The following is an 11,968-nucleotide window of genomic DNA, read 5'->3' as shown; positions in this document are numbered from 1 at the left end:
AAGCGAAAGTGGGCGGTCGGCTGTGTCGAGCCAAGTGACCGGAATCAGCTCTGACGGCGGAGCATCGGGCGAGTTCGGGGCCAATGAGTGGCTCGTCGACGAGCTGTACGAGCAGTACAAGGCCGACCGCAACTCGGTCGACCCCTCGTGGTGGCCCATTCTCGAGAAGTACCACCAGGCGACGACGAGCGGCGCGGCGGTAGAGCCGGCGCCCGAGCCCGCGGCAGACACCGCGATCGAGGTGCCGCCGCCGCCCGCGGCCGCGCCCGACGTGCCGACGACGACCGGGTCGATTCCCGTGGCATCTGTGCCGGTGACGGGCAGCCAGCCCGTGGCGAAGACCACCTCGATCGCCCCGCAGCCCGCCCCGATTCCGGCGCAGGCCCCCGACACCTCGAGCACCCCGGTCGTCGACGCTGACGGAGACGGCGAGCCCGACGACATCGTCACGCCTCTCAAGGGCATGGCCAAAGCCCTCGCCACCAATATGGATGCGAGCCTCACGGTGCCCACCGCGACGAGCGTGCGCACCATTCCCGCGAAGTTGATGATCGACAACCGCATCGTCATCAACAACCACCTCAAGCGCGCCCGCGGCGGCAAGGTCAGCTTCACGCACCTCATCGCGTGGGCGATGGTGAAGGCGCTGCAAGAGTTTCCGAGCCAGAACGTCTACTACGACGAGATCGACGGCAAGCCCGTCGTCGTGACGCCCGCCCAGATCAACCTGGGCATCGCGATCGACCTGCCGAAGCCAGACGGCACCCGCTCACTGCTGGTGCCGGGCATCAAGAAGTGCGGCTCGATGAACTTCAGCGAGTTTCTCACCGCCTATGAAGACGTCGTCAAGCGAGCACGAGACAACAAGCTCGCGGCGGCCGACTTTCAGGGCAACACGATCTCGCTCACCAACCCGGGCGGCATCGGCACCGTTCACTCGGTGCCCCGGCTCATGAAGGGGCAAGGCGCCATCATCGGGGCTGGCGCTCTCGAATACCCGGCCGAGTTTCAGGGCATGTCGCAAGCGACCCTCGCCGAGCTCGGTGTCGGCAAGACCATCACCCTGACGAGCACCTACGACCACCGCGTCATTCAGGGCGCCGGTTCAGGCGAGTTTCTCAAGAAGATTCACGAGCTCGTCATCGGCGAACGCCACTTCTACGAAGACATCTTCGCCGATCTGCGTATTCCGTACGACCCGATCCACTGGGCGCAAGACATTCACGTCGACCTTGCCGACGACGTCAACAAGACCGCCCGCGTGCAAGAACTCATCAACTCGTACCGCGTGCGCGGCCACCTCATGGCCGATGTCGACCCCTTGCAGTACAAGCAGCGCTCGCACCCCGACCTCGACATCGCCAGCCACGGTCTCACGTTCTGGGATCTCGATCGCGAATTCGTCACCGGCGGCTTCGGCGGCCGGCGTTCGATGCTGCTGCGTGAAGTGCTCGGCGTGCTGCGCGACACCTACTGCCGCACTGTGGGCATCGAGTACATGCACATTCAAGAGCCCGAGCAGCGCCGCTGGTTTCAAGAACGGCTCGAGAAGCCCTACCAGAAGCCCACGCACGACGAGCAGATGCGCATTCTGGGCAAGCTCAACCAGGCCGAGGCGTTCGAGACCTTCCTGCAGACCAAGTACGTCGGTCAGAAGCGATTCAGCCTCGAGGGCGGCGAGAGCGTGATTCCGCTGCTCGACGAGATCTTGCAGGGCGCGGCCGAGCAGGGCATGGACGAGGTCGCCATCGGCATGGCGCACCGCGGGCGCTTGAACGTGCTCGCCAACATCGGCGGAAAGACCTACGGGCAGATCTTCCGCGAGTTCGAGGGCACGCAAGACCCGCGGTCGGTGCAGGGCTCAGGCGACGTCAAGTATCACCTCGGCACGCAAGGCACCTTCACCGCGATGAACGGCCAGCAGATCGAGGTGTCGCTCGCCGCGAACCCCTCGCACCTCGAAGCAGTCAACGGCGTGCTCGAAGGAATCGTCAGGGCCAAGCAAGATCGCAAGAACGTCGGAACCTTCACGACGCTTCCGGTGCTCATCCACGGCGATGCCGCGATGGCAGGCCAGGGCGTCGTCTTCGAGACCCTGCAGCTGAGCCAGCTGCGCGGCTACCGCACCGGCGGCACCATACACATCGTCGTCAACAACCAGGTCGGCTTCACGACGCCCCCCGGTGAAGCGCGCTCGTCGATCTACGCCACCGATATCGCCAAGTCGATTCAGGCGCCGATCTTGCACGTCAACGGCGACGACCCCGAAGCAGTCGTGCGCGTCGCCGAGATCGCCTTCGCCTACCGGCAAGAGTTCAAGCGCGATGTCGTCGTCGATCTGGTCTGCTACCGCCGTCGCGGTCACAACGAGGGCGACGACCCCTCGATGACGCAGCCGCTCATGTACAACCTCATCGAGGCGAAGCGCAGCGTGCGCACGCTCTACACCGAGGCCCTCGTCGGTCGCGGCGACATCACCGAAGAAGAGTTCGAAGCCGCGCATCGCGACTTCCAAGAGCGGCTCGAAGTGGCGTTCGCCGAGACTCACGCGGCCCAGACGGGCGCGATTCCGGTCGTCGACGGCGGTCTCGCCCTCGACTCAGACGACTTGTCAGGAGAACCAGAGTCGACCGGTGTCGATGTGGCGGTCATCCACCACATCGGCGACGCCCACGACAACCCGCCCGCGGGCTTCACCGTGCACACGAAGCTGCAGGCCATGCTGAAGAAGCGCGTCGAGATGAGCCGCAACGGCCAGATCGACTGGGGCTTCGGCGAACTGCTCGCCCTCGGCTCGCTGCTCATGGAAGGCACCCCGGTGCGCATGTCGGGGCAAGACTCTCGCCGCGGCACCTTCGTGCAGCGTCACGCGGTGCTGCACGATCGCCTCAACGGTCAAGAGTGGCTGCCGCTCATGAACCTCAGCGAGAACCAGGGCCGGTTCTGGATCTACGACTCGTTGTTGAGCGAGTATGCCGCGATGGGCTTCGAATACGGCTACTCGGTCGAACGGCCAGACGCCCTCGTGCTGTGGGAAGCGCAGTTCGGCGACTTCGCCAACGGCGCCCAGACCATCATCGATACCTTCATCGCCTCGGCAGAGCAGAAGTGGAACCAGCGCTCGAGCGTCGTGCTGCTGCTGCCCCACGGCTATGAAGGCCAGGGCCCCGATCACTCGTCGGCCCGCATCGAGCGCTTCTTGCAGCTCGCCGCCGAAGACAACATGACCGTGGCCAGGCCGTCGACCCCCGCGTCATACTTCCACCTGCTGCGCCGTCAGGCCTACGCCCGGCCTCGCCGCCCCCTCATCGTCTTCACCCCGAAGTCGATGCTGCGGCTTCGTGGCGCGACGAGCGAAGTCTCTGACTTCACCAGCGGTCGCTTCGAGCTGGTCATCGACGATGCCCGTGTCACCGATGCCTCATCGGTGCGTCGCGTGCTGCTGCACGCCGGCAAGATCCACTACGACCTCGTCGGCGAGATCGAGAAGCGAGAGACCACCGGCATCGCGCTCGTCAGGCTCGAGCAGTTTCACCCGCTGCCCGAGCAGCAACTGCGCGAGATCACCGAACGCTATGCGAACGCCGAACTGGTGTGGGTGCAAGACGAGCCCGAGAACCAAGGAGCCTGGCCGTTCTTGGCTCTCGAGACTCAGAAGCGCGGCATGCCCGCCATGCGCGTCATCTCGCGGCCCGCATCGGCATCACCGGCCACCGGGTCGAGCAAGCGCAGCAGCCTCGAGCACGCCGAGATCATGGACGCCGCGCTCGCCGACTGAACGAGAGCGATGCCATGGCCGAGGCAGAAGGATTCACCGTCGAGACGAGAGCGAGCGGCGAGATCGTCGTGCGGCACCACGGCCGGGTGGCCGCGACGCTGCGGGGCCGGGCTGCGGCGAAATTTCTCGACGACGTCGCGGCAGGTCGCGACGAGCAGCAGCTTCTCGCTCGGGTGACCGGCAACTACAAGCGGGGCAATGAGCGTCGGCTATGACGGTGCGTCGATCGTCGAGATCGCACCCAGCACGAGCTCGCGCAGCTCATCAGGGGCCTTCTCTTGACACGCTTCTTTGACCTTGTTCGTCAGCGTGATGCCGACGAGATGCTCGGCTGAGCAGTCGTCGCAGTTCGCCATGTGATCACGAATGTCTTGGCACTGCTCAGCACTGAGCTCGTTGTGCAAGAACTCTTCGAGTTCGGCCTTTGCCTTGTCGCAGCCGCAGTCAGTCATCATGGGCTCCTTGTCGTGCTCGTCGTGGCGGCGGAGGCTGCCGGGCTGGTCGCCGCCAGAGGGGTTGTGATGCCGCGTTCGCGTGCGTAGTCGGCGAGCAGATCGCGCAGCAGCCGTCGGCCGCGGTGCAGTCGGCTCATGACCGTGCCGACCGGGGTCTTCATGATGTCGGCGATCTCTTGATACGAGAAGCCCTCGACGTCGGCGAAGTACACCGCCAGTCGAAAGTCTTCGGGAATCGACTGCAGGGCATCTTTGACGGCGCTCGCCGGCATGCGGTCGATCGCCTCGGCTTCAGCCGACCTGCTCGAGTTCGAGGTGGCAGACTCAGCGCCACCCAGCTGCCAGTCTTCGAGCTCTTCGAGTGCGCCCTGGTATGGGTCGCGCTGCTTCTTGCGGTACACGTTGATGAAGGTGTTCGTCAGAATGCGATAGAGCCAGGCCTTGAGGTTGGTGCCCTGCTCGAACTGGCCGAAGGCCGCGAAGGCCTTGCCGAAGGTCTCTTGCACGAGATCGGCAGCATCGGCCGGGTTCTTCGTCATGCGCATCGCCGCTCCGTAGAGCTGGTCCATGAACGGCAGCGCCTGTTCTTGAAACAGTCGGCGACGTTCGGCGAGCTCTTCGGCTTCTGATTGCGCGTTCTCGGTCATCAGGCGCGAGTCTAACGGCGCGAGCTCGGCCGACGGCGGGTGCAGCAGCAAGGTCACCTCGGGCATCCTCTCGCGTGGTCGCAACGGGGCACCGTGCGCGGTGCCGTTACTCTGATAACCGATGCAGGTATTCACGTATTCCGGCGCCCGATTCTCGCCATACGGCGATGACGAGCGCCCTGGCACCGCCGAGGGCCTCGATGCCGACGGCAACTGGCCCGCGCCCCGCGCGACCGAGAGGCTCGCGGCGCGACTCGGCCTTCCGGGGTCGAAGAGCCTGACCAACCGCGAGCTCGTGCTCGCCGCCCTCGCCGATCGACCATCGCAGCTGCGGCAGCCACTGCACTCTCGCGACTCTGCGCTCATGATCGAGGCCCTGCGGTCGCTCGGCGTCGAGATCGACGAGATCGAGGGCAATGGCGAGTTCGGCGCCGACCTGCGCGTCGCGCCACCCGCTGAACTCAGTGGCAGCACCTCGATCGACTGCGGCCTCGCCGGCACCGTCATGAGGTTCATACCGCCCGTGGCGGCGCTCGCGCTCGGCCCCGTGGCCTTCGATGGCGACGCCGGGGCGCGGCGACGCCCGATGGCGACGACGATCGACTCGCTGCGATCGCTCGGCGTCGACGTCAATGACGACGGCCGCGGCGCACTGCCCTTCAGCCTGTGGGGCACCGGATCGGTGCGAGGCGGCGAGATCGAGATCGACGCTTCTGCCTCGAGTCAATTCGTGTCGGGGCTGCTGCTCGCGGCCGCACGATTCGACGAGGGTCTCGTACTGCGTCATGTCGGCGACCGCCTGCCCTCGATGCCGCACATCGAGATGACGATCGCCTCGCTCGCCGCTCGAGGCGTCACCGTCGAGAGCCCCGAGCCGGGGGTCTGGGTGGTCGCGCCCGGCCCGATCGAGGGCATCTCGATCGACATCGAGCCAGACCTCTCGAACGCAGCACCGTTTCTGGTCGCCGCGGTGATCGCGGGCGGCACCGTCGCCATCGACGGCTGGCCGGTCAGCACGACGCAGGTCGGCGCCGACCTCGAGCAGCTGCTGCCCCTCTTCGGCGCCAGCGCGCACCGGCACGACGGCCGACTCGTCGTCGACGGCGGTGCGGGCCTGCTGGGCGGCACTCGCCTGCCGGGCATCCACGTCGATCTGTCGACGGGTGGTGAGTTGGCACCCGCCATTGTCGCCCTCGCCGCGCTCAGCTCTGAGCCGAGCGAGATCACGGGCATCGGGCACTTGCGCGGCCACGAGACCGACCGGCTCGCCGCGCTCGCCGCAGAATTGAACGCGCTCGGCGGCGCCGTGACCGAACTCGACGACGGGCTCGCCATCGATCCGCGCCCACTGCACGGGGGCGTCTGGCACTCGTACGACGACCATCGCATGGCCACCGCGGGCGCCATCGTGGGCCTCGCCGTCGACGGCGTGCTCGTCGACGACATCGCGGCGACCACCAAGACTCTGCCGCAGTTCGCAGCGCTGTGGCACCGGATGCTCGACCAGACGGCCTCGACACCGTGAGCTGGTTGCCGCCCGACGACGATGAGCCGTACGACCAGTACGACGAGTCGGCTGTGCGGTCTCGACCGAACCCGAAAGCCAACCGGCCGCGGTCGAAGCAGCGGCCGGCGCACACCGACGCCGAGGTGGGCCGCGTCGTCACTGTCGACCGCGGTCGCTACCTGTGTCTCGTCGATGAGGCAGCACCGACCGAGCGCGAGGTCATCAGCACTCGCGCCCGCGAGCTGCGCTCGACCCCGGTCGTCACGGGCGATCGCGTCGACCTCGTCGGAGACACGAGCGGCGATGACGGCTCGCTGGCGCGCATCGTGCGGGTGCACGAGCGCCGAACCCTCCTGCGGCGCAGCGCAGACGACACCGACGCCGTCGAGCGCATCATCGTCGCCAACGCCGACCAGTTGCTCATCGTCGTGGCCGCAGCGAACCCCGAGCCTCGCCCCCGACTGGTCGACCGCTACCTCGTCGCGGCGTTCGACGCCGGTGTCGAGCCGCTGCTCGTCGTCACCAAGACCGACCTCGCCGACCCCACCCCGTTTCTCGCGCAGTTTCGCGGGCTCGACCTGCGCATTGTGACGAGCCGCTCAGATGCGCCCCCGCTCGACGAGCTGCACGCGCTGCTGCGCGACCGCACCACGGTCGCAGTGGGGCACTCGGGGGTGGGCAAGTCGACCCTTGTCAACGCGCTCGTACCGAGCGCGGGGCGCGCCACCGGTGTCGTGAACGCCGTCACGGGCCGCGGCCGCCACACGTCGTCGTCGACCGTGTCGCTGCGGTTGGCGACGGGCGGGTGGGTCATCGACACCCCCGGCATCCGATCATTCGGGCTCGGCCACGTCGACCCCGACAACATCGTGAGGTCTTTCGGCGACCTGGCCGAGATCGCAGCGCAGTGCCCCCGCGGTTGCACGCATCTGCCCGACTCTCCCGATTGCGAGCTCGTCGACCGCGCGCGCGCGGGCACGCTGGGTGAATTCGGCGTCGAACGGCTCGACTCTCTGCAGCGCCTGCTGTCGACGCTCATCACGCCCAGCGGCCGCACGGGTGCCGATACGCTGAAGCAGTGACGACCACTGACGACCTGGCCGCCGACCTGGCACTGGCTCTCGAGCTCGCCGACGCAGCCGACGCGGTGTCGATCGACCGCTTTCGCGCACTCGACCTGCAGGTCTCGACCAAACCAGACCGCACGCCCGTGACCGATGCCGATCGTGCTGTCGAGAGAGTCATCCGCGACGGACTCGGCGACGCTCGGCCACGCGACAGCATTCTCGGCGAAGAGTTCGGCACCGCCGATGGCTCCGACGAAGACTCCCGCCGTCAGTGGATCATCGACCCGATCGACGGCACCGCGAACTTCTTGAGGGGTGTGCCCATCTGGGGCACCTTGATCGCCCTCGCCGTCGAGGGCCGGCCGGTGGTCGGTGTCGTCAGTGCTCCGGCGCTCGGTCAGCGGTGGTGGGCCGCGCGCGATCAGGGCGCGTACACCAGTCAGCATGGCCAGGCTGCTCGTCGCCTGGCGGTCAGCGGAGTCACCGAACTGGCCGACGCCTCACTGAGCTACAACAGCCTGCCGGGGTGGGATGACGCCGGCAGGCTCGATCAGATCGTCGCGCTGACTCGCGCCGTCTGGCGGGCTCGCGCCATCGGCGACATGTGGTCGTACATGCTCGTGGCCGAGGGCGCCATCGACATCGCGGGCGAGTTCGACCTGCAGCCCTATGACATGGCCGCGCTGCAGCCGATCGTCGAAGAGGCCGGTGGTCGATTCACCTCGGTCGACGGCGATGACGGCCCCTGGCATGGCAGCGCCCTCGCGACGAACGGCGCGCTGCACGACGAGGTGTTGCAGAGCCTGCGCTCTCGGTAGGCTGTTTTTCACTGGCGAGCACAGCATCGCACGCCGTTTTCCGCCCCCGAGTGAAATGAGTTGTCGTGACCATCATCAGCTCTTCGCGTTGGACTCGTGCCATCGCTCTTGTCGCTGTCGCTTCGGCGAGTGTCGCCCTCAGCGGCTGCAGCATTCTCAACCAGATCACCGGTGGCGGGCAGGCCACGCGTGATGACAGCGGCCAGGTCGTCGAAGGCAACGACAACACCGACGTCTTCACCCTGCAGGTCGGCGACTGCCTCAACGATGCCACCGCCGCCGAGACCGTCGAGACCATTCCGACCGTGCCGTGCTCGCAGCCGCACGACAGCGAGATCTACGCCTCGCACATCATGAGCGGCGACACCTACCCGGGCCAAGACGCGGTGATCGATGAGGCCGACCGCGTCTGCCTCGATGCCTTCGAAGGCTTCGTCGGCATCGCCTGGGCTGACTCGATCTACTACTACAGCTACTACTTCCCGACCGAGGGAAGCTGGTCGGGCGGCGACCGCGAGATTCTGTGCACCATCTACGACCAAGCGGGCCAGGTCACGGGCTCTTTGCAGAACATCGGCCGCTGATTCACCGCGGCCTCGTCAGTGCGGCGACGCTCCTCAGCGTCGCCGCACTGACGGGGTGCACCGCGCTCGACGCCGTCGCGCCGACTGATCAGCCGATTCGCGATGATGACGGGCTCGTCATCGAGGCGAACCTCGAGACCGATGCGTTCGCTCTGCTCGTGGGCGACTGCATCGACGGGCTTGGTTCGCTCGGCGAGATCTCGACCGTGGCCACCGTGCCGTGCGATGCCGAGCACGAGGGCGAGGTCTACGCGTCGATCGTGGTGAGCGGCACGAGCTTTCCGGGGTCTGACGCTCTCGTCTCACGCGCCGAGATCGAGTGCCGCGCCGCTCTCGAGCAGCTCGTCGGCGTCACCTACTTCGAAACGCCGCTCGACTTCGTCTATCTCGCCCCCACCGCCGACAGCTGGAGCGCCGACGACCGCGAGATTCTCTGCGTGGTCGTCGACCCGAGTGGCCCTCGTCGCGGCTCGCTCACCGCTGAGACTCTTCGGCCCTGAGCTCGATCACCGCTTTGCCTGGGATCGACCGCTGCTGCAACCGATGGATGCTCTCGCGAGCTGCGTCGAACGGCACCACTTCGCCGACCGCGGCCGAAAGCCTGCCCGCCGCGAGATGATCGAGCAGCACAGCGACGTCTGATCCGCGCTCTCGCTGCACCACTCCGACCAGTCGGTGCTTCACCCAGGGGCTGAGCAGCGCCGCTCGAAGCTGACGGTCGACGCCGTCGAGCACAGGCCCTCCAGCACCGTCGGCCCCGACGATGACGAGTGCGCCTCGCTCGGCGAGTGCTCGACGCAGCACGTGCAAGGGGCGCCCATCTGCGGTGTCGATGATGACATCGAACTCGCCCCACTCGGCAGGCTCAGAGCTCTCTCGATAGTCGATCACGCGCTCCGCGCCGAGTGAGGTCACGAACGCCGCTTTGGCCGCGCTCGCCACCCCGGTGACGCTGGCGCCCTCGAGTATCGCGAGCTGGGTGAGAAACGAGCCGACTCCCCCGCCTGCCCCGATGACGAGAACCCGCTGCCCCGCCTGGATGCGAGCGACATCGCGCACGGCCTGCAGCGCGGTTCCGGCTGAGATTGGCACGGTGGCAGCGTCGACCATCGAGACCGCGGCGGGCACCACGGCGATCTTGGCGGGGTCGGCGACGACGAAGTCTGCGAATGCCGCCGGCGCCGAGCCCGCCACCCGATCGCCGACTCGAACGCTCTCGACCGCTGAGCCGACAGCAGTCACGACGCCGGCGAACGCCAGGCCGATGACGGGTTGCCTCGGGGTGCGCCAGCCCATGAACGGGCGCACCAATGACGGCCGGCCCGTCATGAGGTGCACCGTTCCTGAGTCGGGGCTCACGGCGTGCACGTTCACGAGAACCTGCTTCGGGCCGGGGCTGGGAACAGCGACGTCGGCGAAGCTGAGCACCTCGGTGCCGCCGTAGCCGTGCTGCACGATCGCTCGCATGGTGTCGGTGGCGGTCATGATTCCTCCGGACTGCGGTCGATGCTCGGGTATGAAAACACGTCGTCGAGGCGCACCCCGAGCGCGTGAGCGATCTGGAAGGCGACTTCGAGCGACGGCGAGTACTTGCCCTGCTCGATCGCGATGATGGTCTGCCGAGTGACGCCGACGCGCTGCGCGAGCTCGGCCTGCGTGAGCTCTCCGGCGGCGAATCGCAGTGCGCGGATGCTGTTGGTCACTCGGGTCGGCTTCACCATGCGGGCATGCCCCCTCGGTAGAGCGCGATCTTGGTGACGCCTTCGAGCGCTGCCGACAAGACGAACCCGAGAAAGAGCACGTTGGCGATCCAGAAGTGATCCCACTCGAGCATCGCGAAGATGAGGGCGGCGAGGGCCCCAGCGATCAGAAACCCCCGAGAGGTGAACTCTGCGCGAGCGCTGATCTGCTTGTCGCGCACATCTGTTTCGTGCCCGTCTTTGCCCGTGAGGATCGCCACGATGATGTTCAGCACGATGACCACGGCAATGGCGGTGCCGATGCTCCAGAGGAGCGCATCGACGTAGGGAGTGTCGACGATCTGGCCTCCCGATGCTCGAGTCAGCACCACGGTGAGGTACACCGCGTAGGCCACGACCGACACGATGAGGCCAACCCAGGCACTCTTTTCTTCGAAGGCCATGACGCCCTCCCTTCCCTTGATGTGTCATAAATGTTTGACACACCCGAAGGTAAAGCATGCATTACATCATGTCAAGTTTTCTTGACTCGCCTTCGTCGGAGGCTCCCGACGCCGACGAGGCTGGATGATCGCCGCGGCGAGGCCTGCGAGCATGATCGCCCCGCCGATGAACTCCGCGGTCGTCGGCACCTCCGCTTGCACGAGCCAGGCGGTCAATATTCCGACGACGGGCACGAGCAGCGTGAAAGGCACGACAGCGCTCGTCGGATGCCGTGCGAGCAGCGAGTTCCAGATGCCGTAGCCGATGAGGCTCGCAAACACAGCGGTGTACACCGTGCTCGCGATCGCGACCCACGAGAGCGAGGTCAGGGCCTGCCAGACCACGGTCGGCGTGTCGACCACGAGCGACAGGGCGAGTGCCGGCAGCGGCACCACCGCGCCCGACCAGACCACGAGCGAGAGGCCCGAGCTCGCCTTCGAGCGCCGCGTCAGCACATTGCCGACCGCCCATGCGAGCGCTGAGAGCAGCGTGACCACCAGCGGCAGCCACGGCGCCACCTGGCTGTGGCCCACGATCACGATCGACAGCCCAAGCATGCCGATCATGACCCCGACGAACTGGCGACGAGACGGCCGCTCGCGCAGCACGACGGCGGCGACCAGAATCGAGAAGATCACCTGCGTCTGCAGCAGCAGCGAGGCGAGCCCGGGCGGCATGCCGAGCGCGAGCGCCAGATACAGCAGCGAGAACTGCCCGAGGCTCAGTGTCGCGCCGATGGCCACGATGTTGCGCCAACCGATCGGTGGCGGCTTGATGAAGAAGAGCGCAGGCACGCACACCACGAGAAAGCGCAGAGCGAGAAAGAGCAAGGGAGGAACATCTTCTTGCCCCGCATCGATGATGACGAAGTTGGCGCCCCAGATGACGACGACCAGCAGCGCCAGCAGAGAGTGCTTGAGGCTCACCGG

At 66.8% G+C, this 11,968-nt stretch carries 13 protein-coding genes; 7 read left to right on the top strand and 6 right to left on the bottom strand.

Going from position 1 to position 11,968, the window contains the following annotated elements; translation table 11 throughout:
* Positions 1-22: 22 nt before the first annotated feature.
* Both KIT89_RS01305 and KIT89_RS01300 read left to right on the top strand, forming a co-directional pair.
* Complete coding sequence (locus KIT89_RS01305; RefSeq protein WP_297602662.1) at positions 23-3,778, top strand: multifunctional oxoglutarate decarboxylase/oxoglutarate dehydrogenase thiamine pyrophosphate-binding subunit/dihydrolipoyllysine-residue succinyltransferase subunit; 3,756 nt, start codon at positions 23-25, stop codon at positions 3,776-3,778.
* Between the two features lie 14 nt (positions 3,779-3,792).
* The gene (locus KIT89_RS01300) at positions 3,793-3,993 is read left to right on the top strand and encodes a hypothetical protein (protein WP_297602661.1); all 201 of its coding nucleotides are present in this window, start codon (positions 3,793-3,795) and stop codon (positions 3,991-3,993) included.
* On the opposite strand, the gene KIT89_RS01295 is transcribed toward KIT89_RS01300, so the two are convergent.
* Together KIT89_RS01295 and KIT89_RS01290 are read right to left on the bottom strand one after the other, a co-directional pair.
* The gene (locus KIT89_RS01295) at positions 3,988-4,230 is read right to left on the bottom strand and encodes a zf-HC2 domain-containing protein (protein WP_297603873.1); all 243 of its coding nucleotides are present in this window, start codon (positions 4,228-4,230) and stop codon (positions 3,988-3,990) included. The two genes, KIT89_RS01300 and KIT89_RS01295, sit on opposite strands and share 6 nt — an antisense overlap.
* Positions 4,230-4,880 (bottom strand): sigma-70 family RNA polymerase sigma factor, encoded by a 651-nt coding sequence (locus tag KIT89_RS01290; protein ID WP_297603872.1) that lies wholly within the window; start codon positions 4,878-4,880, stop codon positions 4,230-4,232. The genes KIT89_RS01295 and KIT89_RS01290 overlap by 1 nt, the downstream gene beginning before the upstream one ends.
* A gap of 121 nt (positions 4,881-5,001) precedes the next feature.
* Between KIT89_RS01290 and aroA the strand changes: the two genes are divergently transcribed.
* The 5 genes from aroA (at position 5,002) to KIT89_RS01265 (ending at position 9,356) form a co-directional block, all read left to right on the top strand.
* Positions 5,002-6,405, top strand: a complete 1,404-nt coding sequence (aroA, locus tag KIT89_RS01285) for a 3-phosphoshikimate 1-carboxyvinyltransferase (protein WP_297602660.1) — start codon at positions 5,002-5,004, stop codon at positions 6,403-6,405.
* A complete protein-coding gene (rsgA, locus tag KIT89_RS01280) occupies positions 6,402-7,469 on the top strand; it encodes a ribosome small subunit-dependent GTPase A (RefSeq protein ID WP_297603871.1) in 1,068 nt (355 codons plus the stop codon). The genes aroA and rsgA overlap by 4 nt, the downstream gene beginning before the upstream one ends.
* Positions 7,466-8,272, top strand: a complete 807-nt coding sequence (gene hisN / locus KIT89_RS01275) for a histidinol-phosphatase (protein ID WP_297602659.1) — start codon at positions 7,466-7,468, stop codon at positions 8,270-8,272. Before rsgA ends, hisN begins: the two co-directional genes overlap by 4 nt.
* A 65-nt stretch (positions 8,273-8,337) precedes the next feature.
* Positions 8,338-8,856 carry a septum formation family protein gene (locus KIT89_RS01270; RefSeq protein ID WP_297602658.1) on the top strand — a complete coding sequence of 173 codons (519 nt, stop codon included), beginning with the start codon at positions 8,338-8,340 and terminating at the stop codon, positions 8,854-8,856.
* Positions 8,796-9,356, top strand: a complete 561-nt coding sequence (locus tag KIT89_RS01265) for a septum formation family protein (RefSeq protein ID WP_297602657.1) — start codon at positions 8,796-8,798, stop codon at positions 9,354-9,356. Before KIT89_RS01270 ends, KIT89_RS01265 begins: the two co-directional genes overlap by 61 nt.
* Here the strand turns inward: KIT89_RS01265 and KIT89_RS01260 are convergent.
* The 4 genes from KIT89_RS01260 to KIT89_RS01245 all read right to left on the bottom strand — a co-directional run bounded on the left by KIT89_RS01260 (position 9,331) and on the right by KIT89_RS01245 (position 11,965).
* Positions 9,331-10,341 (bottom strand): NAD(P)-dependent alcohol dehydrogenase, encoded by a 1,011-nt coding sequence (locus KIT89_RS01260; protein WP_297602656.1) that lies wholly within the window; start codon positions 10,339-10,341, stop codon positions 9,331-9,333. The two genes, KIT89_RS01265 and KIT89_RS01260, sit on opposite strands and share 26 nt — an antisense overlap.
* On the bottom strand, positions 10,338-10,577 hold the full coding sequence (locus KIT89_RS01255; RefSeq protein WP_297602654.1) for a helix-turn-helix transcriptional regulator: 240 nt from the start codon (positions 10,575-10,577) through the stop codon (positions 10,338-10,340). The genes KIT89_RS01260 and KIT89_RS01255 overlap by 4 nt, the downstream gene beginning before the upstream one ends.
* On the bottom strand, positions 10,571-10,999 hold the full coding sequence (locus KIT89_RS01250) for a hypothetical protein (protein WP_297602653.1): 429 nt from the start codon (positions 10,997-10,999) through the stop codon (positions 10,571-10,573). The genes KIT89_RS01255 and KIT89_RS01250 overlap by 7 nt, the downstream gene beginning before the upstream one ends.
* A gap of 66 nt (positions 11,000-11,065) precedes the next feature.
* Positions 11,066-11,965, bottom strand: coding sequence for an EamA family transporter (locus tag KIT89_RS01245; RefSeq protein WP_297602652.1), 900 nt, complete (start codon positions 11,963-11,965; stop codon positions 11,066-11,068).
* Positions 11,966-11,968: the final 3 nt, after the last annotated feature.

Origin of the sequence: Microcella sp., assembly GCF_025808395.1 — a bacterium.
In the GTDB taxonomy this organism is placed as follows: domain Bacteria; phylum Actinomycetota; class Actinomycetes; order Actinomycetales; family Microbacteriaceae; genus Microcella.
The sequence above is the reverse complement of the archived record's forward strand: the minus strand, read 5'-3'. Positions and strand labels throughout refer to the sequence as shown.

Excerpts from the sequence above, each read along its gene's own strand:
- KIT89_RS01290 (WP_297603872.1), bottom strand. The coding sequence starts at position 4,880 with ATGACCGAGAACGCGCAATCAGAAGCCGAAGAGCTCGCCGAACGTCGC.
- KIT89_RS01255 (WP_297602654.1), bottom strand. The coding sequence starts at position 10,577 with ATGGTGAAGCCGACCCGAGTGACCAACAGCATCCGCGCACTGCGATTC.
- KIT89_RS01295 (WP_297603873.1), bottom strand. The coding sequence starts at position 4,230 with ATGACTGACTGCGGCTGCGACAAGGCAAAGGCCGAACTCGAAGAGTTC.
- aroA (WP_297602660.1), top strand. The coding sequence starts at position 5,002 with ATGCAGGTATTCACGTATTCCGGCGCCCGATTCTCGCCATACGGCGAT.
- KIT89_RS01300 (WP_297602661.1), top strand. The coding sequence starts at position 3,793 with ATGGCCGAGGCAGAAGGATTCACCGTCGAGACGAGAGCGAGCGGCGAG.
- KIT89_RS01260 (WP_297602656.1), bottom strand. The coding sequence starts at position 10,341 with ATGACCGCCACCGACACCATGCGAGCGATCGTGCAGCACGGCTACGGC.
- KIT89_RS01250 (WP_297602653.1), bottom strand. The coding sequence starts at position 10,999 with ATGGCCTTCGAAGAAAAGAGTGCCTGGGTTGGCCTCATCGTGTCGGTC.